Source organism: Streptomyces sp. NPDC048297 (assembly GCF_043201585.1).
Classification (GTDB): Bacteria; Actinomycetota; Actinomycetes; order Streptomycetales; family Streptomycetaceae; genus Streptomyces.
The window spans coordinates 1-2,360 of sequence record NZ_JBICZA010000085.1 but is presented as its reverse complement, the minus strand read 5'-3'; the positions used below and the strand labels follow the sequence as shown (position 1 = coordinate 2,360).

Genomic DNA, 2,360 nt, shown 5'->3' with positions numbered 1-2,360 from the left:
CGACGCCGGCCGAGGTGGCGCCGGCGCCGGCCTCCACCTCGACTGTCCCGCTCATGCGTATTCGGCAGCATCCTCTCGTCAAGCTGGCGTACCCCGACCCCCGCGACCTCGTGCGCAAGCTGGCCTCCAATGTGGAGTTCACCCGCGCGCTGGCGGACCATCTCGATGCCTTCCGCATGCCGCACGAGATCCGCCGCTTGCTGGAGGACCCGAGCGATGACCTTCGGCGGGCCCTGACTACTCCGGATTTCCCGGGGGGCGAGCTCCTGCGACTGGCGCTGCGGGATCCCTACACACGCAGTCAGGTGCGGGTGCCGGCCAGCTTGAAGGCTCTCGGGAACCTGGTCGAGCGCCCCGAGTTCGCTCAGGCCCTCTTCGACAACCCCGGTATCGTCCTGACCTCGGCGAACACCGCCACGCTGGCCCGCCTCTCCAGGGCGTCCGGAATCCCCGGCTTCTGGTCCGCGGCGCGCAAGGACGCTCTCCTGCTGTCGACGATGCACAGGGACTACGACCTGGTCGGCTCGGCGCATCGTTCGCCGACGGCGTTTGCCGAGTACATGGCCAATGACGGTGCGCTGCTCCGCCTTGTCCACCGGTTCCGGAACGTCTCCACGTCGATGACGTACTCAATCGTCCAGGAGACTGACCTCACCCTGTACGGTGTGGTCTTCCACCGTCTGGCCGACGCGGCCAGGGACGCTCAGGCAGACCCGGACGCCGTACCCAAGGGTCAATGGGGGATGCTGCTGGGCATGCGGACCATCCTCCAGGCCCTCGCCGAGGATGCGCAGGCTCCTTTGGTGAAGGCACTGGGCGCGCACCCGAAGATCCTGGCAGCCGCGCTGCAACGGTCCGCTTTCGAGCAGGCGCTCACCACAGAACCCGAGCGTTTCCTGCCCCACGTGAACGACCCGGACGCGCTGTTGGCCGAAATCGAGGCGCTGGGCCCCATCAGGTACACCGATGAGGGCCTGATGGTCTCACAGACGGAACGCGTCTTGTTCTCTTCCTTGTCCCTTCCGTTGGACGAAGCACGCGCGCGGATCTCGTCGGTGGAGAGCGATGCTGCAAAAATAGAGGATCGCCTCCAACTCATTGAAGAAATTCATGAGGCATCCGAGGATCTGCCGGATCTGCGTGCAGTCCTTTCCGACGACCGTAACGTCGGGCTGCAAGCCGCTGTGGTCAACAATGCGGCACTCGTGGCCGCCATGCGGGAGCGCCCCGCTCTGCTGCCGAAGCTGATCGCATCAGGAAAAGCGCGCGCCGTCGTGGCGAACGACCCGGAGTTCACGCTGGCTCTGGTCGAGAACGGAAAGCTCCTCCACGCGTTTCTCAACGATACCTTTTTCCTCAACATGGCCGTGGCTCGATCGGATTTCCGGCGAAATGTGTCCCGAAATCGCGAGATGTGGCGGTACGCATCGACGCCGACAGCGCCAGGCTTGATTTCTGCGACACCTGGCTTGATGTCGGTGCTGGTGGCCAGTGAACCGTTTGCCGGGGCTTTCTTCACCAGGCCTGGCATCCAAACGCTCCTGGAGGACGGGGGGGAGTTTGTCGATCATCTGGTCGCCATAGTCGGACGTGATCAGAACAAATTCACCCCGGAACGCGTCGAAGTTCTGAACAGGGTCACGCGCGCGATCCTCAGCGTCGGCGACGAATCGTTCAGCGCGGTCGTTTTCCAGCCCGAGATCGTCGACACACTGGTGAACCTTCCCCGTTTCGCCGGTGCGCTTGCCGCTCAGTCCGGAGTCATCCTCTCGGAGGACGAGTTCCTGACCCTGGTCGACGACGCGGTACTGCCCGACCTTTTCGAGGCGCACCCTGACGCGGCCGCGCTCATCCTGAGCAACCGGACCCTGTTCGTCGCGACGCTCCACAATCCGAACGTGGTGCGGGCCGTCCAGAACGTGGACGGCTTGCGGGAGTTGCTCGAACACAACGATGATGTGGCGAGGCTCCTGGGGGAGAACCCGGGATTCGTGGCGACGATCACCGCGCACCCGGATGTCGTCCCGACTCTGCGGGGCCGGCCCCGGCTGGTGCAGGCCCTGCGCGCCGACCGGGCGCTGATGTCGGACCTGGAGGGCGACAACCGGCTCTGGGCCCTGCTGCGGTCACAGCGGTCGCTGGTCCAGGACGCCACGACACGCTCCGATCTGTGGCGGCTCGTTCTCGCCAAGCCCGGCCTCGTCGATGCCCTGCTGGCTCATCCGGGACTGCTGTCGCAGATCCGCAAGCGCACCGGCCTGAACACGGCGCTGCTGCAGTCCAGGGCAGTGGTGAGCGCTGATCAGGTGCGAGGTCTCTACGGCAACAAGGCGTTGGCGGGGGCGGTCGAAAGTCGGCCG

The 2,360-nt window shown here is 65.5% G+C and carries 1 protein-coding gene; it reads left to right on the top strand.

The annotated features are described in order from the left end of the window. Nucleotides 1-53 precede the first annotated feature (53 nt). Nucleotides 54-2,360, top strand: a 2,307-nt coding sequence (locus ACGFYV_RS37480; RefSeq protein ID WP_393883023.1) for a hypothetical protein, incomplete at its 3' end; no start/stop codon positions are given.